The following is an 18917-nucleotide window of genomic DNA, read 5'->3' on the forward strand; positions in this document are numbered from 1 at the left end:
TGAATATGGTCGCTTGGCCGTCTGCTAGAGATTTTCGGCTTTGGTGCGTGTTTTCGCTACCGTTTTTCCTGAAGATACAATAATACCTGCGACTATGCAGATGAATGCGGCAAAGTGATACCAATGTGGTTGCTCGCCGAGAATGATTGTCGACAAAAGTGCAGTGAACAAGGGTGTGAGATTGACAAAAAATCCCGCTACATCCGCCCCAGCTTTTTGGACACCCGTTCCCCAGCATCGAAATGCAATAATCGCTGGTCCGATGGCGACGAAAAGTATCGCAAATGCCAATTGCCAACTCCAATGTATATGGAAATCGGTGTAGTGCCATTCTGCTGCACTAAAACCAGCGGACCAAATTAAGCCAAATGTAATTTGTGCGAGTAAAAATTTTGCCCATTGATGTCGAACATCAGCAAAACGCTGTTGATTGCTTAACATCCAACTATAAAAGGCCCAAGCGATGCTCGCAGCAAGCATCAAGATATCTCCGATGACTAAATGCAATGCCATGAGTTGTTTGACACTACCGCGGCTCAAAACGATCAAGACACCAATGATGGAGAGTATCGCACCGAAGACTTGCTGTTGCCTAATCGGCGCATTAAAAAATAGGGCGCCAATGAGCAACATCCAAATTGGAATGCCGGAAGCGACCAAAGTAACATTGATGGGACCAGAGCTTTGCAATGCGAGATATTGAAGCGCGTTATAAAGCCCGATTCCGAACAAACTCAACAAGGCATAATGCCTCGCCTCGCGCCAGACACTGCTGTCACGTCGAAAAATCGGATAGGCAATCGGCAATAAGAGAAAAAACGCACAGAGCCAGCGCAAAAAATTTAAGCTCATGGGCGGAATATCTTGATAAATCAGGCGCCCGACGATGGCATTACCCGACCACATCAGTGGCGGAACAGTGAGGAGCGCAATGGTAGTGGGGGACAGTTTTGAACGCATAATCTGAATACTGTTTGTATGCGCCTATTATTGATCAAAACGCGGTTCCATGCTGAAACCGACCAATACCGCCCGACTTTGCAGGGAGGGCGGAGGAAAAAATGACCAACGCGGAAGTCGAGAATACGCGCTGGTCGTTCAAACCAGAATTTGCTTACTTTGTACCGGCGCTTGATTTAGGGTAGAGGGGAACTAGTTTTCGAAATATATGACTGACAGAAGTATTTGCTTTCTGACCTACGGGTTGTGCACCATTGGTATGGCAGGCGAAGCAATTGCTACCATTATTTTTTTTGCTGTCGATGCCTTGATCGTAGGTTTCCATTGTCGTGTTCGCAAGCAAATTCGTTCCGGCTTGGTTGCTAGTCGTGACGACCTGTCCGCCAACAGTCCAAGTGGCCCCGGTGAGAATGTAATTGGCGCGGATGTCTCCTTTAAGCAATTGGCTGCGAACACTATTGTTGGTTGAAATGACCTCGGTATTCTCCAAAGTCGCATTGCTCGCGTCTGAACCAGAACCAAATGCTTTTAGGCGTAGGGTGTCGCTCGCTGCGACTCCCGTTGGGACGAGTGCAGCAATGTAATTTGTACTTGAAGCCGGACATTGATCGCCAACATTTTGTGAGGCGCAGAATTTGGCTTTTTGCACGTTATAAGTGGTAGCATCGGGGGCAGCGAAAAGCCATTTCCCATGACTATTCTGAGGCACAGTGATAGTTTTATTCACGCTATTGGTATAGGTATAGGCGGTATTGGGTGCATTATTCATATGTTCGAAGGTCGCCCAAATCATCTCAGGATGTCCCTTTGCACTTCCTACTACATGCATACCAACAAGTGCTAAGGTCAGCGACTTGTTCTTGCCTGTCGGTATCCATAACATCGGATTTGATTTGTCATACTCTGGTACCTGTGTTTTGACGCTGAGGTAGTCGCCTAATTTGAATCCTAGCGCTTCAATTCCTGTTGCGTCTATCCAAGCTGATTTAATTTCCATGGCCAGTGCTTCCTTGTCTGGGAAGGTGACTCCCTTGCTAGCAGCGTAGGCAATTACAGGATCGAGTTCTGCTTGTGTGGTCGGGAATAAAGCGGTTGGGAAATTACCAGGTGGTGAAATGTTGTTGGAGTTCGGGATACTTCCGTTCGCAATACCTGTTTGGAAGTAGGCAAAAACATCGTTCACCATCGTTGCGTAGTAAACCAGAGATTGGTTTTGTCCTAGCAGTACGGCTGATGTGCCTGCTTGACCTTGGGTCGGTTCAATCGTGTTCCCATTGGAATCGACGAATACGACTTTATTGCTCCCATGTCGAAACGCCTGCACCATATTTTTTGCAGTCCGCGTGTCGAGGGTGGAAAGATGCGGTGCGACTTTGGCCGCGAGCTGGGTATTTAAAACTGGTTTCTCCGGAAGCGAAATTTTCTGGTTGTTACTATCAAAGAAGACAGGGCGCTTTCCTGTTGCGGTTTCGATCCGTTCGATTTCTATGTCTTTACCATCGCTATTCTTAATTAGTGACTTGCCGTTATTGGCTAAGGGTGCTGGCAGGACTTCGAATGCACGTCCTTTCTTATCAATAATGCGTTGCAGACCATTTGGACCCGCTTGTGCTGCTCTAATGTTAAGTAAAGGTAAGGGGGTATTAATTTGATTTTGCGAATAAGTTCGCTGGCCATTTGCATTGGGTCCAGACACATTGTAGAAAATCGGTGTATTGAATACAAAGCCATTGCCTCCATAAGTTTTTGGCGCGGGTGAAGTTAACCATAAAAACATTTGCTCGGACCATTGATAGAAATCACAATCGCCACCATTCGGAAAATTCATGCTGTTGGCCGGATTGACCGGGCCATTTAGAGTGACTGTGCCGCTAAACCAATTTTTGAAGTTTTGTGGCGCAACAGAACAGAGTGCCTTGGCATCTTGAGGTAAGATAGTTTGCGCTTGGACTGAACCAAGGTAGAGCGGTAAGCAACTGAGTGTCGCTATCGTCAACAACCGCAAAGATTTTTTACAAGCTTGGTCAGACTGGATCATGGATTTACTTTGTTTCATGGTATTTCTCCATTGATTGAAAATGAAAAATGCGTTCACTATCACTGCAGATTGGGTCTTTCCTGTGCCTTTAATTTGCCCAATCCTACATTTCACGAAACACCTTCCTCCTGCCTTGATCGTTCTTTTTATTGCATTGCTACTTGTGGAAAGACGGGCGAGGTATCGGGATGTCAATTCTCGTGCTGTGCGAAAACGATGACAGCAATTCCTATGCCACTTGATTGCGTGGGACGTTTTTTCCCTCTGTGTACGGGAAAACTCCTAGTTTTATTCGGGAACGAACATGACGTGAAATGGCGACCTTTTGTCCCTATTTAGTCAACATTACATGTAATGCCTAACTTATTGGCATGCAATTTTTAAATCTCTTTACGCTCTATCAGCTTGGCACTTACCGGGTTTTTAATTTGCTTCGCGTTTGCTCACGCGCGAGAAAAATCGAGAGCTCGTCATTTAAGTCGATTTTCGACCTAATTAAATCAGTCTTTTATATTTGACATATAAAATCGAGTAGGGCACTCTCAAGCTTTTCGATCTTTGCAAGGAAAATGTTATGCCAGTTTATCGTTCGAGAACCACGACTCATGGTCGAAACATGGCGGGTGCGCGTGCACTGTGGCGCGCGACGGGAATGAAGGATGGTGATTTTGATAAACCCATTATCGCAGTGGTGAATTCGTTTACCCAGTTTGTACCCGGGCATGTACACCTAAAAGATCTCGGACAATTGGTGGCACGTGAGATCGAGGCTGCTGGTGGTGTCGCTAAAGAATTTAATACGATCGCAGTTGACGATGGCATTGCGATGGGACACGGTGGTATGTTGTATTCGCTCCCTTCACGTGAGTTGATCGCCGATTCTGTGGAATATATGGTGAATGCCCATTGTGCAGATGCGATGGTCTGTATTTCAAACTGCGACAAAATTACACCTGGAATGTTGATGGCAGCAATGCGTTTGAATATTCCTGTCGTTTTCGTCTCGGGTGGACCAATGGAAGCGGGGAAAGTATTGGCCAGTCTTCATCCAGCGAATCCGAGCGAACAAAAAATCATGAAAATCGACCTGGTCGATGCCATGATCAAGGCAGGTGATAGCAAAGTAAGTGATGAAGAGATTGGCCGAATCGAACGTTCGGCGTGTCCTACTTGTGGCTCGTGTTCTGGAATGTTCACAGCGAATTCGATGAACTGCTTGACCGAGGCATTAGGTCTGTCACTTCCCGGCAATGGAACAATTTTGGCGACGCACGCCGATCGCAAAGAACTATTTTTGCGTGCAGGTCGCTTGATTGTGGATATTGCTCGTCGATACTATGAACATGACGATGAAAGTGTTCTGCCAAGATCAATTGCCAACAAGGCGACGTTTGAAAACGCTATGGCGTTAGATGTCTCGATGGGCGGTTCGACAAACACGGTTTTGCATTTATTGGCAGCGGCAAACGAGGCTGGTGTGGATTTCACAATGGCTGATATTGATCGCATTTCGCGCAAAGTACCTTGCTTATGCAAAGTCGCACCGATGACAGATAAGTATCACATCGAGGATGTTCACCGTGCGGGTGGGATTATCGCGATTCTAGGTGAGCTCGCGCGCGCAGGATTATTTGATACGAGTCGACCGACGATTCATGCGCGTACATTCGCTGAAGCGATTGCTGCGAATGATATTGCTGTTTGCGATGATCCTGCTGTCAGAAAATTATTTATGGCAGCGCCCGGTGGTGTTCCGACACAGCTTGCGTTTTCGCAAGAACAGCGATTTGACAGTCTTGATACGGACCGCGCCGCCGGCTGTATTCGTGATTACGCCAACGCCTATTCGAAAGATGGTGGGCTGGCTGTGTTGTATGGCAACTTGGCGGAAAAAGGTTGTATCGTTAAAACCGCGGGGGTTGATGAAAGCATCTTACGCTTTAGCGGGAAGGCACGTGTATTTGAAAGTCAAGATGCGGCTGTCGATGCAATCCTAGGAGACACTGTACACGAAGGTGATGTTGTCATTATTCGTTACGAAGGCCCCAAAGGTGGTCCAGGTATGCAGGAAATGCTCTACCCAACGTCTTACATTAAGTCGAAAGGCTTGGGTAAGGCCTGTGCGTTGTTCACGGATGGGCGCTTTTCAGGGGGATCGTCAGGTCTGGTGATTGGACATGCATCACCCGAGGCAGCGGAGGGAGGCGCGATCGGTCTGGTCGAAGAAGGTGATCGTATCTTGATTGATATTCCAAGCCGTCGTATTCATTTGGATATCAGTGATGAGACTTTGGCTCAGCGCCGTGCAAAGATGGAAGAGAAGGGTGCTGATGCCTGGCAACCGCTCAACCGTCAGCGATATGTTTCGCAGGCATTACAGGCTTATGCGGCACTCGCTACTTCTGCTGATAGAGGGGCCGTGCGCGACATTTCGCAATTGCGCAGATAGACAATATTCTCTGCGTCACCGCAACAATCAAGTTGCTGGGGAAATCAACACCTCTTAAATTTGCGCGGTGATACCGACATCACTATTTTGTGATGTCGGTGAATGCTATTTCAATGAGTGCCAATTTTTTGAGGAATCGATTTGTGGTTATCTGACGTGCCGAAAGTCGGATGTCGTTCGGCAATAATGATTGAATATGAGATCGTCTCGATTTCGATTCAAAATTCCCACCTATATTGGTATTCAGTTTTAAGAAATTGAAGACCGTATTGAAAGTAAGATGCCTAGCTTGATTGGATCGATAAATGGATTGATCAGCAGGGGTTGGCATTATTAGTTGAGATCGACATGCTCATCGGGTTAGCGCAATTAAATTCGGAATTATTGGGCATTGAGCGATCCATCATGGCGACAAGCTGTCGATTGAGAGCCTTATTCTGTTGGCTGCATATTGTGATTTATGCCTCGTCCAAACGAAAGTTTGTAGCCTGCCAACGGCGTTACATGTTTGATTTGGGTAATTTCATGCGTTAATTAGTGATATGCCTCAAGCTCGGTTTCTGCTGACTTGCCCCTAGTCGTTTATACTCTTGGTTTTTGGCACCAATAGACGTATCTTATTTGCAATAGTCTGCGGTGCTGCAAGTCGATCGTTTTTGCTTTTGCAAGAATAAACTGTGAGAACACTATGTCAAGTTTGGATTTGCCTGCGATTCAAGGTGAGCAGGCATTGGAATATGTCGATTCATGTGCTTTGCCCACAACTTGGGCAAATTTTACGATGCATGCGTTTATCGACCCCGCTTCGGGGAAAGAGCATATCGCCTTGAGTTTAGGTGACATCGCAGATGGTCAACCTGTATTGGCACGTATTCATTCTGAATGTCTGACTGGTGATGCTTTGTTCAGTAAGCGTTGTGACTGCGGGCCACAATTAGAATTGGCAATGCAAAAGATCGCTGCGGAAGGGCGAGGATTGATTTTGTATCTGCGTCAAGAAGGGCGTGGTATCGGCTTATTGGCGAAAGTGCAAGCCTATCATCTTCAGGACGAAGGTGCCGATACAGTTGAAGCCAACCAACGATTGGGATTTGCCGCAGACCAACGCAGTTACAGTTTGTGCGATCCTATGCTCAAGCATCTTGGGGTAACAAGTGTCAAATTAATGACAAACAATCCTCGAAAAGTGTCCGCGTTGCAGTCCATGCAAATTACAGTTGCAGAGCAAATCCCTTTAATCATTGCACGGAATCCCTACAATGAGCGTTACCTCGCCACCAAAGCAACCAAGCTTGGTCATATGTTGGCCCCCGAGCTATAAACGCCTGCTTTGGAAGTGTATTTCTTAGCGATGTAGGAAAGTCGGATCCCAAATTGGATCAGGCTCATTAGAAACCACGAATCGTGCATTTTCACTTTGAATCGCAATGACCTCATTCGCGACGTGTTTTGGCAATCCACGTCTTCTGACCGGCCGATTTTGAATGAATAAGGATTCTAAGTAATTTTTCAAATAGCGAGGGTCACCGGCGAATAGACAAATTTTTTGCCAGATATGTGGGTACTCTTGCTGAATAAAGGCGTCGGGAGTAATACGCTTGATTGCCGCTAAGGAAAGAGCATTGGGGTTGCCATGCTCGATGTAGGTAAACGCTTTTTCCTGAAGTTTGCTCGGATCTTTTAAATCCTCATCGAGGAAAAGTTTCCCAATCGTTTGCATGCTAGTTTCTGCTTTGGGGGCGTTTAATTCAGAGTACGGCGCCAATGTTCGTAGAATTTGTTCGGCTGATGGTAGTGCCGACCGATTCCAACGAACGCACTTAATACCTGCACTTTTTAATAGTTTTCGTGTTGGATATTCCTCATCGGCGGCACTCGTACTTTCCTCTTCGAGCTCGATGACACAAAGCAGTTCAACGTCTTTATTAAAGACGCCAAAATCAATATGTCGAGAGGCAAGTTTTTGACGCATGATGGCGCGTTTCTTGTCATGACTAATATGCGGTTCGAGGATTGCCGCCAATTGAATTTGTGGAAAAATCAGACAATTTGGCAATGCCTTTTGCAAGCGCATGAAGAAAATTTGTTGATTAGGGTCGAAGAATGGACGTTGTTCGCAATCAGGAATCCCTTTCGAATCTTTGTCCAGAAATTGTGAAAACATCGTGGCACCAGCTTTCAAGGAAGAGCTTCAAGGTTTTTTTGCAATATACTTTTAATTTAAGATAATGCAAGATAATTGTCGGTAAAGTGCCTTGAATGGCGTCTTATTTCTGATAAGCGGTTGTAAGTGTCAAGACCTATGATAGGGTTCCATCGATCAGATTGTCACCTTGATTGATGCGGTAAATGGACGGGAATTCTGTCGCTGGAAAAGTGCGGCTAAATGGACTCAGCGTGCTATTTTGCGACACGCTGAGATTGCTCGGGAAGTGAACGCTCGCTGGACTGGTTGCTCAGTAATTGCCCATATAGTCGCGTTTGCCTAAATCGACGCCATGATGACGTAAGATGGCATAGGCGGTTGTCACGTGGAAGAAAAACTGTGGTAAGCCATAGCTCAGTAAATATGCCGTGCCTGTCAGCGTTTTTTCCTTCGGTGTGCCAGGGCGCAAGATAATTTGACGGGATTCGCTTCCGTCAAATTGACTTGCTTCCAAACTCGTAAGAAAGTTGAGCGTTTTGCTTAAACGTTGTTGTAATTCTTCAAAGCTGGTTTCTGTATCTTGGAAATCGGGAAGCTCAACGCCTGCTAGTCGACCTGCAACACTTTTTGCAAAATCTGCGGCGATTTGTATTTGCCTGATCAGGTGAAACATATCTGGTGCGAGGCGCGCTTGAAGAAAGACTTGATCATCAATCTTTTTTTCTGTGGCATGGGCTTGGGCTTTTTGTAAAATCACTTGCAAACTTCCAAGCATTTGTTTGAAAACGGGGACGGATGTGGAATACATTGTTACGCTCATCGCTTACCTTTATGAGATATCAAAGTGATTGGTCAATAAAAGACGAACTCTATACGCTGATCGATGTTGACACGGGAAAATCACAAGCCCAGCGTTCCGCATCGTACGATTTTTCACTTGAATGAATTTAATTAAAAACGCATTGCGCATACATTGGTATGCGCAATGCACAAAGTGCGTCCGTGATTGTGACGACTTTTTGTACGCCTGAGGCACAAGTTAGCTGCTATAAGCGGATCAAGAAAAAGCAGGTAACTGATAACCTTCAATTTGGGCAGCGCTCACCAACTTTGCTAAATATGCATGAGTCGCTTTACGTCCTTCCATGTCAGTCAAATAAGCTTGCAGACGTTCTTTCACTTCATCAAAGCTGACCAAATCACCACCTTTACGGCCAGTCACTTGGATAATGTGATAACCAAATTGCGTCTCGATCAGTTCGGGTGTGATTTGTCCAGCCTCGGTGGAGAACACTGCTTGTTCAAATTCAGGTACCATTTGGCCGCGTCCAAACTCCCCTAAGGCTCCGCCTTCTTTACCCGATGGACATGCAGAATGTTCACGTGCCATCGCTGCAAAACCAGCTGGATTTTTTTGTAGATCCGCTAAGATACCTTCGGCCTTTGCTTTGACGAGACTAGCCGCCAATCCTTCACCTGGAGTGAATAAGATATGGCTTGCTGCTGCCATTTCGCCCTGTTTGAAACTAGCACTGTTTTCTTCATAAAAAAGACGGCAGCTTGCCTCATCCACTTCATCAATTTGTACTTCTTGTTGCAAAAGTGTGCCGATGATTTCTTCTTCGCTTCCAACATTAATTTGATGTTGTGCAGCTTCGGCGATCATTAATTGACGCAAAATTAATTCTTGGATAGCGCTATCGCGTAATTGTTCGCCTTCTGGATGGCCAGCTGCGCGGGCACGTTCCATTTCAGCTTGGATGGTTGCTTCATCGATTTCATTGCCGTTGACGCGAATAGTCATGATGTTCCTAACGAGAGAGGTAAAAAAATAAAAATGAGAGGATGTCGTGTTTTATTGTGATGTATCCCTACTCTTTACACGAACAGAATGGGATTTTGCGTTTTAAATTAGTTAGTACAATATTGTGTTGCTTTGATTCTTATACTTTGATTGCAAAATAAAGCAAAGTGCAAAATGGGCGGATCGAGCGACAAGCTAACAGCCGATACTGAAATCGGAAATTGGGTCTTAATCGCAAATTTCAAGCAAAACCCAGCGAATTTGGTTTGAAAATCGGATAACTTACAGAAATTTTTATCTCATTTGCAAGCAAACTATCGACGCAGAATCGTCCGCGGCAAATTCTACCGTATTCTTAAGGGCTTCAATCGCAATTCCTTGTTCTTGGTAAGCTAATAGTGCATAGAAAGAATGGATAGCATTTCTTGATGAGTGATGTCACGCGCAATTCACCGCACCTTTGACAAACGAATTCCTGGTGTTTATTGAAAGCAAAATGAAACCGAATAAAGTAAGGCAAACTAGGCATTCATCGCCGCTAATTGCGCGCGAAGTGCCGACACCTCTGACTTCAGTGCTTGATTCTCGATTCGTAAACGTGACAATTCCGACTGAAGGGAGTCATTTGCTTGGATAGAAGGCGCATTCATTGATGGACCGGACGCGGGAGTCAACTCTGTCGCTGTCTCGTTCGACGCACTGTTTTCAGAATTAGGAGTGCTTTCTTCGTCTTTACGTGCACGTGGCTGACGTACTTGGCGCAGCTGACGTGCAGCTTGCTGTAATTCTTTTTTTCCACCAGCAACTGCGGCAACTTGCTGTTCCTCAGGCAATGATGCAATGGTTGCGGCGGTATTAATGGAAATGGTTCCGGCGCGTACTGCTTCGACTAATTCTGGCGTCGCTGCTTTTCGTATCTTTTCAATTTGAGCCACTGCGGGTTTGCTTAGGCCTGCCACCTTCGCGATTTCTTCGCGAGTTTCAACGGACACGGGATCGGGTTCCTTAGCTACCTGTTCAGCTTCAGCAGCTTTTTCTTGACTGCTTTTGTTTTTGCGGCGACTGGTGATGATTTCTTTCTTGCGTAGTGCGAGAACGCCGCGCTGAAAGCTCGACACACTGCGGCGAGCGAGATGATTGTCAATCATCCATAACATGACATCTTCAATACTCGAAAATTGATCATTTTGCTTAGTTGTAAAGGGAATGCTATGTTTTTGGCAAATCGCGTACCGATTATGTCCATCGATGAGTGTTTCTCCCCATAGAACCAAGGCATCTCGACAACCTTCACGTAGCAGACTACGCTCAAGTGCGAGATATTCATGGGTCGTGAGTGGGTCAATGTAATCGCGTAACTCTTGATTAATGATGATATTCATTTTGCTTGCTAAGCCTTCATTCTGTCTTATGCCGATCAACCGAGCGACATGATGTGTCCTGTCGCAACTCGACAGGCTGACTGTAAAAAAGTCCGATACTTTACAGCATTCCCTTAATGCGGTCATGACCAGAACGGCTTATTGGAAGTATTGTGCCGTTATGCATCACCACCTGATAGCTATCTTTGGAAGCACGTTCGATACACTTTAAGGCTTGAAGACGGATGATGCTTGAGCGATGAATTCGGACAAATTGTTCTGCGTTGAGTTGTTTCTCTAATTCAGCAAGACTTTGCGTTTTCAATAGTGACCGGCCTGCGAAATGGATCTGAACATAGTCATCTTGCGCCACAATATAATCAATTTGTGCCGTAGGAATCACAAAAGTTTGACCACGATCTTTTACCAAAATCCTCTCGATATTTGTGCTTGCTTGCTTGATTAAGCCTTGTATTGATGAGTCGGATTGACCGATCAATTTACGTGCCTTATTGAGTGCCTCATCAAAGCGCTGCTGAGAAAAAGGTTTAAGCAAGTAGTCGACTGCATGTTGATCAAAAGCTTGTAGTGCGTATTGGTCATATGCGGTTGTAAAAATCACGCCTTGTTGACGGTTCGTCGCCTGCAATACCTCAAAGCCATTCAATTTCGGCATTTGTATATCAAGGAAAATTAAATCTGGCTCTGAGGCAAGTATGGAATCTACCGCTTGGATCCCGTTGTCACATTCTCCAATAATTTCTATGTCCGAGTGGTGGCGAAGGAATTCTCGCGTCAGTCTTCTTGCAAGTTCCTCGTCATCGATGATGAGTGCACTTAGTTTATTTTTCATGAATGTCAGTATGTCGGAAATTCTGTTGACAATTTTTTGTATTCATCGTTCAAGCGGAAGGGCAATTTCCACCCGAAACGAATGTGGATTTCGTTGCGATTCAACGCGAGATTTGTCACCGTATAGACTTTGAATGCGGGCACTAAGGTTTTTTAAACCTGTCCCAGTTCCAATCGCCAAACTTGGCACAACATCGATCGGATTTTCAATGGAGATAAAGAGCCATGGCGCGCGGATCTTGCTGGTGAGATGAATCGTTCCTCCGTCAACCAGATCACGTATTCCATGCTTTATTGCATTTTCAAGCAGAGGTTGAAGCAACATGGGAGGGAGAAGACATGATTCCGTGTCTGGGTTGATATCCATCTGTATTTGTAATTTTTGCCCGAAACGAATTTTCTCTATCGTTAAAAAATGCTTGCAAAGTGCGATTTCCTCAGCGAGTGTAATTTTTTGTCTTTCGGAGAGTGATAGTGTGAGTCGAAAAAACTGCGCTAATTCTATGGTCATGTTTCTGGCTGCATTCGCATCGATTGCGGTAAGCGCACTGATTGAATTGAGGCTATTAAATAGAAAATGCGGATTGATTTGCGTTCGCAACACTTGCAGTTCAGCTTCGCGGGCAAGTACTTCAGATTCAGCTTCTCGACGTTCGGCATATCTGACATTATCAAATGCAATTAAGACGTCGTAGGCTAGGAGAGACAGGAGATAAAATAAACTACCACTGATAATAATAAAAACAGCGATAGGGTAAGTGAACGGAATTCCAAAGCGCGCTTCGTGAAGAAAGCTAATGATGACATTCCAGCCACCGCAGATTAAAGAAAAAATAAGCCCAGAAATAAAAGAAGTACCACCAAACAGGCCACACACCAATAAGAAACGTCGTTTTTTAATTGGGAGTGACCGGCAAACATAGTAGGCAGATGCGGATACGAAACTGAATATAATCGCGGGAGGAATCGCGAATATGAGCGCCCGTTCCCAATTCGTCAAATTGCTTAAGACGAGTGCGACAGCCATCAAAATACCAATCATCAGCCAGACCAAAGTCGTGAGAAATGCTGTACGTAGATTAGCGATAAAAGGATTCATGGATTGGTTTCGATTGGAATTACGAATCAATTAATGGATAGGATCACAGTTCAATATGCTAAAAAAATCATCACCGGGAGCAGGTCAATTGGAAGCGAGGATTTGGCTGGGACGCGTTGGGGGTAACGAATTATCCCGAGAATCCCAGCATCTTGCTTCACTTATTCATTCACTTATTCATTCAGTTTTTGATTTCTACGCCACCCATGACAGCTGTTCCCGTAATAATCAGGCGCTTCGTTGAGTTCATACCGGGGACAGTCGAATCTTCAAAACCGCCGAGTAAAGCTGAACCATTATTCACAACGGCCCAGTCTTGTGGAATTTTGATAGAAATACCGCCCCAAAATGCAAACACATTAATCACGGCTTCGCCTTGTATTGAAGCATTCCGGAGATCCAATTCTACGCCACCCATGACAGCGGTGATTTCACCGCCACGGAAATTTTGTGCGGCAATATTGCCCTGTGATCCGCTCATAATGGCGACAATATCAATTTGACTGTCTTCCCCCCCTGGCGCAGGATTTAAGACGGCACCTTCTAAAGTCTTGACGGTTTTATCTTTAAAAATGAATAGCACGCCAGCAAGAATTAAAAATATGGGCCACCAATCGCGAATACGCACATTTAATATGCCAAGATGGTTGAGCGTCATGATGCTGCCAACGAGGATCAAGCCTCCTCCTACAATTGTGCCGGATCGACCACGTGATTGCGACAATTTAATCGCGCCAAATACGATAAAAATCGTTGGCCAAAATTGGAGTAGGTCGCGAGTACTGAAGATTCTAAGATTGTCGACCAAAGCAAGTACGCCAAATATAATGATAAACACGCCAAATATTAAGCGTTGTTCAGGTTTTCTATTTTTCATGGTGTTGTCCTTAATTCAAATAGGGTGAACTTCGATGTTGTCGAAATCGGGTTCTTATTCTTTCGAGCGAACAAGATATTTTGCTAGTGAAGTGATACCGAGTCCGATGAGTAATATTGGCCAATGAATAAAGAAATTTAAGCCCCACATTCTCTCAAACATGGCATATAAAGTGAGTCCTAAAGCAATTTGAAAAACGCCATCGATTCGATCGCTGAGTTCGGGACCTCGAATAATTTTGATGCTACCGAACAATGATGCGAACAAAGCCCAAATTGTCCACCAGCGCCAATGCAAATCGATGATTTGGTATTGGTAAAGTAGAAAAACGCATCCGACCACTATTAGTGTCAGACCGAATTCAAATTGATCAAAGGATTTTCTTGTTTTCCGTACGCGGGTTTCATTGCTCATGTTGTGTTCTCCTGTCGGTTGTTTTACGTTTCAATGCTCACGCAACATGGATAAGATAGGACAGGCGATTGATCAAGTCATCTGCTTTTCGGTGAATGGCGGGAAGTGGTCGGTGAATGACGAAGAGGCGTCAGTGAAAGGCATCGAATTGAACTTTGTTGCTTACTTCAATATGCGTCGGAAGGTCAGATTGATGCGGCCAGAAATATGACTCTTTTCTTTGGCTATCGCATGTAACCAATGATGTTGAGTTTCTCCAGCCATGACTAAGAGGCTGCCATGAGCTAAGGGAATCTTGTATCTTAGTTCGGGGCGATGCTTATGTTTGAGTTGAAAGAGTCGCTCTTCACCGAGTGTCAGCGAGGCGATGACCGGCTGCGCTCCCAGCTCTTTCTCATCGTCACTATGCCATCCCATGCTATCTTGGTGATCGCGATAGTAATTCAATAGCACGCTGTTGAAGGCAGTATGGCAAGTATCTTCTAATTTTTCCTTGATTTGTAAGAGAACAGAGCTCCAAGCTAGAGGCTGCAATTTCAACCCAGAATAGGTATAAGTCGCATCCGCGTCGCCAAACCATGCACTCAAACGGGGTTGAAGCCGGACTATACCTGCTATTCGAATTTGCTCATGGCGCCACGGGATTTCTTGTTGAAGTTGTTGATAGAGCTGATCGGCTTCCGGCTTCGTATAGCAATGCGGAAAATATTGAATTTTCGCATCCGGAAGAGAGAGGATTTCGCTAATATCGGGTTTGTCGAACAGTGAGGATTGCTGCATTTTTGTGTCTTTGTTGTCTAACTTCCGACTAGGCGTCGCCGCTCGTATTCGATGCTGATGATGGTTCTTTGAACCGCGATGTCCATAGCATGCGGCAAATTGACAAAATCAAAACCAATTTGGAATCGGCCATTCTTCGTCTTTTCAATAAATGTAATGTGGCGAACGACCGCTGGACAATGTAGATTCGACTTCGGTGACAACGTGATCCAAACTTGAGGAATGGTGTCGCCGATTTTGAATTTGGGCTCACCTTCGATAACCACCCCAAAACCGCCGACACTTAAATCATGGATGGGCCAGTTGGCGATGAGGTCGCCATCTTCATCGCTCAGTTTGACTCGGAACGGATTCGCGATGGGCAACAGATTCCTGAAATTTTCACGTCTCTGCAGACGAATGATGCGCTCTGGAACGGGTACCCAAAAAGCCGCTTCATCGCCCCACATGAATTTCTGTGGATTGTAGCCAGTAAACTGCACGCGAATTCCGTCAGGGAAAGCCATAAACACACACTGCGGTGCTTTTTCTAAAAGCGCATTGGTCTTAGGATCACCACCCAAGTCAAACACTAGGCCATCTGGACGCGCCGACAAAATCAGGGAAAGCGTGAAATTTTGTCCGCCATTAAAGTAAATTGAGACCGGTTCTCGGCGATGTGCCAGATCGTTCAGTATGCTGAGAATTTCGACTTGTCCGAGAAGGAAGTACCGATCCTCAATTTCTTCATTGCTTAATGAGGCTGACATGTATTTCCTTTTGACTCAGGCAATCCTTGACTCAACAATAGACAAGACATAGGCGATGCTTACTGGAGAAGTTGAATAAAGTACTCGGCACTGCGAACGATGGATTTTGATTCCATGCCAAAAATATTTCGAGTTTCTTGCACCACGAACTCGTTGGTACCTTTGGTGCAGTACAGAACGCCTTCAAAATTGGTGCCCAAATAAGTGAACGGCGTTAGTTTCGTTTTCACAGGCGTATCGTTTGCCAGTAAAGCCCGTAATTTGCGTTCCACGTCGTATAGGCTGGCGACTTCGATTTTAACTAATCCTCCTTTGGGATTTGGGAAGCTTGTTGAAAAACTTGGATGTTGTCCCATAGGATTTTTTATGCCTATACGCACACCCAGCTTTAGAAACTTGCTGATGGCAAAAAAGTCCTCATCGGTAAACATGCGAGCTCTCCCAAGCGCAATTGAAAGTTGCTAGTTAGATTACCAGAAAGTTTCTTCTATCCCAATAAAATTGCAAGTTTTTCTCCGTTTCTATGGATGTGTTGTGGTGGAATTTGTTTATTTTGTAAAAAAATCAGCTTGCGCCAATAAATGGACACCAGATGCAGCATTTGTTTTACCATGATGACTTAAATCAATCTAGCCTTTAACTGTTTTAACAAATATTAACAATGAACCAACGAGAATCTGAATTTGAATTTATCAAAGGCCTTAGCGCGGAGCTATCTTCCCGCAATTTGGTATTTCCGACATCATTAAAGACCACAATGAAGATTCGGCAGGCTTTGGATGACGCTGATATGCCAAGTGAACAAGTGGCGCGAATCATTAGCACTGAACCTGTTCTTTCTGCGCAAGTGTTGATGTTGTCGAATACACCAATGTTCAATCGAACGTCTAAGAAGATCGAAGAGTTGAAAATCGCCGTAACCTTGCTGGGATTTGGCGTTGTGCGCAATATAGCAATCTCAGTTGGAATGAAGCAATTGCGTGACCAACAAGAAAATACCTCAATGTCAGAGCAGATGGAAGGATTGTGGACCCGAAGCATGCGGGTTGCGGCTTTGTCATTCGTGATTGCAAAGAATCGAACGAAATTGAGCCCTGATAAGGCCATGGTCGCGGGACTTTTGCATGATATCGGTAAATTTTATATTCTTAGTCGCGCCCATCAGTATCAAGGTCTTTTTCATTCAATGGAGGCCTTATGGGACTTGGTCGACCAATGGCATGCGGATATTGGTGTCGCCATTTTGGAAAGTTGGGAAGTTTCGGATGATATTCGCGAGGCGGTAATGGATCGAACGCGTGTTGATTTGCCAGAACATAGTCGCCCCACTTTGACGGATGTTGTTGCCGCGGCTGATTTTCTTGATGCAGGTTTTGTCAAACAATCATTAAAAGAAATCGATTGGAATGCGATGCCCGTCGCCTTAAAAAATTTGAATTTGAATGAGGAGCGGACTGAGCGTTTAATGATAGAGACAAGGCAAGAAATTGCCCAAATTCTGAAAGTTTTACAATAGCCTTACAAAGGGTATGGCTATCATTGAACTGGCTTGTGAAGACGGAACTTATCGAAAGAAATCTAGGTCAAAGTAACGCAATTCGTCTTTTTGCTTTTATGTGATTTGCCGCGCATTCTTTAGGGAACCGATGCGCTGCAAAATGACATCTGATTTCCTCTATGCCATCTGGTGTAGAGACTGAATTCAATCTTGGAGATTCTATGAAAAAAATACTGTTTTCTGTTGTTTTGGCAAGTAGTTTGTCAAGTTTAGCGTTTGCGCAAGATGCCTTGAAAGAGGTGATCGGACAAGCGCATCGTGCGCCAGAAAATGTCGTTCGTGATGCGGCGCGTCATCCATACGAGACGCTGAAATTTTTTGGAATCAATGAAAAATCTCGCGTGGTCGAATTGGCGCCGGGCGCAGGCTGGTACACAGAAATTTTGGCGCCTTATTTGCGAAAAGATGGACAGCTAATACTGGCTGGTGCGGGTGCAAAGTTAAAGACCAAACTAGAAGCGACCCCAGCCATTTATGACAAAGTGAGCTTTGGTGACCTCGCCCCGGGTAAAAAAATTGACTACGCGCCAAAAAATAGCGTGGATCTGGTTTTGACTTTTCGAAATGTTCACAACTGGATGGGAATCAATCCAACGGCAGCGAAGGAGGTTTTCCAAAGTGCGTTTGATGCCTTGAAGTCGGGTGGTGTATTTGGCGTGGTTGAACATCGTTTGCCAACCAGCATGAAACACGATGACAAGGGCGGTACGGGATATGTCCATCAGGCTTATGTGATTCAATTGGCAGAGAGCGTAGGGTTTAAATTGGCTGCAAGCGCTGAAATCAATGCCAATCCCAAAGATACCGCTAATCATGAAGGAGGGGTTTGGGCTTTACCTCCAGTTCTGACCAATAAAGAGAAAGACAAAGAGAAGTATCTTGCTATTGGTGAGAGTGATCGGATGACTTTGAAGTTTGTGAAACCATAGTTTCATCCGTTCAATTCACATGTTCGTGCTTTAATAATGAAAGCGAAAAAACCCATGGAAAGTCAATTTCCCATGGGTTTTTTTATGATGACATGGGCTGAAGTCGTATGCACTCGATGAGATTTTGATTGGAAATTCTGAGGCAAGGAGAAATGATGTCCACGCGTAAGGAACAGGTATTAAGAATAGCGATTGCCCATTTTTGCGGAATGATTTTCTTCGCCTCAATCGCGCAGGCACAAACAATGTATCGTTGTGGCAGTAGCTATCAAGACAAGCCTTGTGCGAACGGACAAACGGGCGTGGTGATTGGCAAAATCAAAACGAACGAGAACGCGACTGCGGATGGTTTGAAAACAAACCAATCGATTGATCCAGCATGTAAAGCACGCGGTGAAGAAGCGAAGAAAATTTTGTGGATGAGAGAGGGTGGAGCCCAAAAGACTGATTTATTGGCAAAGTCCGAAAGCCCAGAACGAGATCGGCTGATTAATGATATTTATGCAGTTCGTGGAAATTCAAACGATATTAGGATGAATATAGAACGCAATTGCATGGAAGAGAAGTTACTTGTGCGGCGCATCTTGGCTACTTCTGATCCTGAGACGCTGAATTCATTGCAGGCGGCGCGATCGGCCCAAAATGCCTCAAATATGCCAAAGAATGCGCAAAAATCAGGTTCGGAATTGACAACGACAAAAACAAAGCAAGACGAGGAACCTGCACCCAAGATGCAATTAAGCTGTCCAAAAATCAAGGTTCAAATGGCTATTGTGAATGCGAATTTACAAGCAGGTGCCGACGCGGCATCGATGCAGGAATTTCGACGTCAAAAGCAGGAGTTGGAGAGCGAGTTGCGTAACTGTAAGAATTAAGGAATGAAGTCGGATCGGGCGCCAAA

18 protein-coding genes are annotated in these 18917 nt (G+C 45.0%); 5 read left to right on the forward strand and 13 right to left on the reverse strand.

Annotation, left to right across the window (positions count from 1 at the left end; all coding sequences use genetic code 11):
* Positions 1-24: 24 nt before the first annotated feature.
* Together KDM90_RS14980 and KDM90_RS14985 are read right to left on the reverse strand one after the other, a co-directional pair.
* Positions 25-960 (reverse strand): DMT family transporter, encoded by a 936-nt coding sequence (locus tag KDM90_RS14980; RefSeq protein WP_212676421.1) that lies wholly within the window; start codon positions 958-960, stop codon positions 25-27.
* A gap of 154 nt (positions 961-1114) precedes the next feature.
* Complete coding sequence (locus KDM90_RS14985) at positions 1115-3016, reverse strand: hypothetical protein (protein ID WP_212676422.1); 1902 nt, start codon at positions 3014-3016, stop codon at positions 1115-1117.
* Positions 3017-3572: 556 nt separating this feature from the next.
* Between KDM90_RS14985 and ilvD the strand changes: the two genes are divergently transcribed.
* Positions 3573-5447 carry a dihydroxy-acid dehydratase gene (gene ilvD, locus KDM90_RS14990; protein WP_212676423.1) on the forward strand — a complete coding sequence of 625 codons (1875 nt, stop codon included), beginning with the start codon at positions 3573-3575 and terminating at the stop codon, positions 5445-5447.
* Between the two features lie 688 nt (positions 5448-6135).
* On the forward strand, positions 6136-6768 hold the full coding sequence (ribA, locus tag KDM90_RS14995; protein ID WP_212676424.1) for a GTP cyclohydrolase II: 633 nt from the start codon (positions 6136-6138) through the stop codon (positions 6766-6768).
* A 24-nt stretch (positions 6769-6792) separates the two neighbouring features.
* Here ribA and KDM90_RS15000 read toward each other — a convergent pair whose 3' ends face one another.
* The 11 genes from KDM90_RS15000 to KDM90_RS15050 all read right to left on the reverse strand — a co-directional run bounded on the left by KDM90_RS15000 (position 6793) and on the right by KDM90_RS15050 (position 15960).
* Entirely contained in the window at positions 6793-7611 is an 819-nt protein-coding gene (locus KDM90_RS15000) for a DUF2726 domain-containing protein (protein WP_212676425.1), read from the reverse strand.
* A gap of 292 nt (positions 7612-7903) precedes the next feature.
* On the reverse strand, positions 7904-8413 hold the full coding sequence (locus KDM90_RS15005) for a DUF1993 domain-containing protein (RefSeq protein WP_212676426.1): 510 nt from the start codon (positions 8411-8413) through the stop codon (positions 7904-7906).
* 237 nt (positions 8414-8650) lie between these two features.
* Positions 8651-9397: a peptidylprolyl isomerase gene (locus KDM90_RS15010; RefSeq protein ID WP_212676427.1), complete on the reverse strand. Its 747-nt coding sequence runs from the start codon at positions 9395-9397 to the stop codon at positions 8651-8653.
* A 521-nt stretch (positions 9398-9918) separates the two neighbouring features.
* A complete protein-coding gene (locus tag KDM90_RS15015; protein ID WP_212676428.1) occupies positions 9919-10779 on the reverse strand; it encodes a ParB N-terminal domain-containing protein in 861 nt (286 codons plus the stop codon).
* A gap of 100 nt (positions 10780-10879) precedes the next feature.
* Positions 10880-11611, reverse strand: coding sequence for a LytR/AlgR family response regulator transcription factor (locus KDM90_RS15020; RefSeq protein WP_212676429.1), 732 nt, complete (start codon positions 11609-11611; stop codon positions 10880-10882).
* A gap of 42 nt (positions 11612-11653) precedes the next feature.
* Positions 11654-12709 (reverse strand): sensor histidine kinase, encoded by a 1056-nt coding sequence (locus KDM90_RS15025; protein ID WP_212676430.1) that lies wholly within the window; start codon positions 12707-12709, stop codon positions 11654-11656.
* Positions 12710-12890: 181 nt separating this feature from the next.
* Positions 12891-13586, reverse strand: a complete 696-nt coding sequence (locus tag KDM90_RS15030; protein WP_212676431.1) for a LiaI-LiaF-like domain-containing protein — start codon at positions 13584-13586, stop codon at positions 12891-12893.
* 54 nt (positions 13587-13640) lie between these two features.
* Positions 13641-14000 (reverse strand): LiaF transmembrane domain-containing protein, encoded by a 360-nt coding sequence (locus KDM90_RS15035; protein ID WP_212676432.1) that lies wholly within the window; start codon positions 13998-14000, stop codon positions 13641-13643.
* Positions 14001-14162: 162 nt separating this feature from the next.
* Positions 14163-14780, reverse strand: a complete 618-nt coding sequence (locus tag KDM90_RS15040) for an alpha-ketoglutarate-dependent dioxygenase AlkB family protein (protein WP_212676433.1) — start codon at positions 14778-14780, stop codon at positions 14163-14165.
* 17 nt (positions 14781-14797) lie between these two features.
* Positions 14798-15529, reverse strand: coding sequence for a flagellar brake protein (locus KDM90_RS15045; RefSeq protein WP_212676434.1), 732 nt, complete (start codon positions 15527-15529; stop codon positions 14798-14800).
* A 59-nt stretch (positions 15530-15588) separates the two neighbouring features.
* On the reverse strand, positions 15589-15960 hold the full coding sequence (locus KDM90_RS15050; protein WP_212676435.1) for a hypothetical protein: 372 nt from the start codon (positions 15958-15960) through the stop codon (positions 15589-15591).
* A 230-nt stretch (positions 15961-16190) separates the two neighbouring features.
* Here KDM90_RS15050 and KDM90_RS15055 point away from each other — a divergent pair, with 230 nt between their 5' ends.
* The 3 genes from KDM90_RS15055 (at position 16191) to KDM90_RS15065 (ending at position 18891) form a co-directional block, all read left to right on the forward strand.
* On the forward strand, positions 16191-17045 hold the full coding sequence (locus KDM90_RS15055) for an HDOD domain-containing protein (RefSeq protein WP_212676436.1): 855 nt from the start codon (positions 16191-16193) through the stop codon (positions 17043-17045).
* 203 nt (positions 17046-17248) lie between these two features.
* Positions 17249-18016 (forward strand): class I SAM-dependent methyltransferase, encoded by a 768-nt coding sequence (locus tag KDM90_RS15060; RefSeq protein ID WP_212676437.1) that lies wholly within the window; start codon positions 17249-17251, stop codon positions 18014-18016.
* 152 nt (positions 18017-18168) lie between these two features.
* Positions 18169-18891 (forward strand): hypothetical protein, encoded by a 723-nt coding sequence (locus KDM90_RS15065; protein ID WP_212676438.1) that lies wholly within the window; start codon positions 18169-18171, stop codon positions 18889-18891.
* The last annotated feature ends 26 nt before the right edge of the window (positions 18892-18917 follow it).

Source organism: Affinundibacterium fentianense (assembly GCF_018139545.1).
Classification (GTDB): Bacteria; Pseudomonadota; Gammaproteobacteria; order Burkholderiales; family Burkholderiaceae_D; genus Undibacterium; species Undibacterium fentianense.

What these genes read in the sequence shown, in the direction of transcription:
- KDM90_RS14980 (WP_212676421.1), bottom strand. Translation starts at nt 960, where the DNA reads ATGCGTTCAAAACTGTCCCCCACTACCATTGCGCTCCTCACTGTTCCG.
- KDM90_RS14985 (WP_212676422.1), bottom strand. Translation starts at nt 3,016, where the DNA reads ATGAAACAAAGTAAATCCATGATCCAGTCTGACCAAGCTTGTAAAAAA.
- ilvD (WP_212676423.1), top strand. Translation starts at nt 3,573, where the DNA reads ATGCCAGTTTATCGTTCGAGAACCACGACTCATGGTCGAAACATGGCG.
- ribA (WP_212676424.1), top strand. Translation starts at nt 6,136, where the DNA reads ATGTCAAGTTTGGATTTGCCTGCGATTCAAGGTGAGCAGGCATTGGAA.
- KDM90_RS15000 (WP_212676425.1), bottom strand. Translation starts at nt 7,611, where the DNA reads ATGTTTTCACAATTTCTGGACAAAGATTCGAAAGGGATTCCTGATTGC.
- KDM90_RS15005 (WP_212676426.1), bottom strand. Translation starts at nt 8,413, where the DNA reads ATGAGCGTAACAATGTATTCCACATCCGTCCCCGTTTTCAAACAAATG.
- KDM90_RS15010 (WP_212676427.1), bottom strand. Translation starts at nt 9,397, where the DNA reads ATGACTATTCGCGTCAACGGCAATGAAATCGATGAAGCAACCATCCAA.
- KDM90_RS15015 (WP_212676428.1), bottom strand. Translation starts at nt 10,779, where the DNA reads ATGAATATCATCATTAATCAAGAGTTACGCGATTACATTGACCCACTC.
- KDM90_RS15020 (WP_212676429.1), bottom strand. Translation starts at nt 11,611, where the DNA reads ATGAAAAATAAACTAAGTGCACTCATCATCGATGACGAGGAACTTGCA.
- KDM90_RS15025 (WP_212676430.1), bottom strand. Translation starts at nt 12,709, where the DNA reads ATGAATCCTTTTATCGCTAATCTACGTACAGCATTTCTCACGACTTTG.
- KDM90_RS15030 (WP_212676431.1), bottom strand. Translation starts at nt 13,586, where the DNA reads ATGAAAAATAGAAAACCTGAACAACGCTTAATATTTGGCGTGTTTATC.
- KDM90_RS15035 (WP_212676432.1), bottom strand. Translation starts at nt 14,000, where the DNA reads ATGAGCAATGAAACCCGCGTACGGAAAACAAGAAAATCCTTTGATCAA.
- KDM90_RS15040 (WP_212676433.1), bottom strand. Translation starts at nt 14,780, where the DNA reads ATGCAGCAATCCTCACTGTTCGACAAACCCGATATTAGCGAAATCCTC.
- KDM90_RS15045 (WP_212676434.1), bottom strand. Translation starts at nt 15,529, where the DNA reads ATGTCAGCCTCATTAAGCAATGAAGAAATTGAGGATCGGTACTTCCTT.
- KDM90_RS15050 (WP_212676435.1), bottom strand. Translation starts at nt 15,960, where the DNA reads ATGTTTACCGATGAGGACTTTTTTGCCATCAGCAAGTTTCTAAAGCTG.
- KDM90_RS15055 (WP_212676436.1), top strand. Translation starts at nt 16,191, where the DNA reads ATGAACCAACGAGAATCTGAATTTGAATTTATCAAAGGCCTTAGCGCG.
- KDM90_RS15060 (WP_212676437.1), top strand. Translation starts at nt 17,249, where the DNA reads ATGAAAAAAATACTGTTTTCTGTTGTTTTGGCAAGTAGTTTGTCAAGT.
- KDM90_RS15065 (WP_212676438.1), top strand. Translation starts at nt 18,169, where the DNA reads ATGATGTCCACGCGTAAGGAACAGGTATTAAGAATAGCGATTGCCCAT.